The following is a 1038-nucleotide window of genomic DNA, read 5'->3' as shown; positions in this document are numbered from 1 at the left end:
GGCATTAAAGTACAGCGATTACTGGCGGCTACCTCTGATAATTACCGTGAGCAACTACTGAAACTGTGTTAAATCTTTCATGCGATTGCCCTGCTGTGCTATCTTGTATCAGCAACCCAATTCAGCTAATATTAAAAAACACATTGTTTTTAGCATAAAACAGTTACTTTGTTAACTAATTCAGGAGTTATCTATGAAAAAATTCTTATTCGTTATTATTTCGTTGCTCAGCTTATCTTGGGCATTGGCAGGTGTCAATATCAATACCGCTACGGTTCAGGAATTGCAAACCTTACCCGGCATCGGCGCATCGAAAGCACAGGCAATCGTAGATTACCGCAACGAACACGGTTCATTCGCGTCTGCAGAAGACATTACCAAAGTGAAAGGCATCGGTTCGGGTATTTTTCAGAAACTGAAAGATGAAATTGAAGTAAACAGTAAAACCGCTCCTGCCGATAAAAAAGCCAAACCGGCAACAGCTGTAAGCAAATAAGCCCTCTATAAAAACAAGCGATACAATTCTATAGTTTGTATTCAGTTGTATTGGTTCAATAATCAAATACACCGTGCAAACAACAGGCTGCCTGAAAGGTTTCCCGTTTTCAGGCAGCCTGTTATGGTCAAACTACTTTCTTTTTCATCACGCAGTAATCCGAAATAATCAAGCTCTGCACGGCAGAAACCTAAATGAAGAATCGTATCTATGTGCAAAAAAGAAGCATTCAGCTATATTTTATGATGCAATTCTTGTAAATTGATTTCTCAGTCGGGTTTCTCAATCAGTCTGATGTTCCTTTATCAATACAGCATATCCCGCAATATTTTGAACACCCTCTAAAAAACAGCGGTGCAACTCTATAGCTTGTATTTGCTCAATAATCAAACCCTTTACGATAGAAGCCAGTATCTATGTACAAAAAATAGTCGCTCAGCTACATAAAAGAAGCCCCTGACTGTTTCCAATCAGGGGCTTCGGTATGGGGGTTTGGCGGTGTCCTACTTTCACATGGGTATCCATACTATCATCGGCGATGC

The 1038-nt window shown here is 40.1% G+C and carries 1 protein-coding gene; it reads left to right on the top strand.

Annotated elements, in window-relative coordinates:
• The first annotated feature begins 193 nt into the window (after positions 1 to 193).
• Positions 194 to 496, top strand: coding sequence for a ComEA family DNA-binding protein (locus tag Q384_RS11060; protein WP_037588182.1), 303 nt, complete (start codon positions 194 to 196; stop codon positions 494 to 496).
• Positions 497 to 1038: the final 542 nt, after the last annotated feature.

The organism is Stenoxybacter acetivorans DSM 19021, assembly GCF_000745895.1.
GTDB lineage: Bacteria > Pseudomonadota > Gammaproteobacteria > Burkholderiales > Neisseriaceae > Stenoxybacter > Stenoxybacter acetivorans.
Note: the sequence above shows the minus strand (reverse complement) of the source record. Positions and strands in the feature narration are given on the sequence as shown.

Bases quoted from the DNA above. Each gene is read 5' to 3' on its own strand.
- Q384_RS11060 (WP_037588182.1), top strand. From the start codon at position 194: ATGAAAAAATTCTTATTCGTTATTATTTCGTTGCTCAGCTTATCTTGG.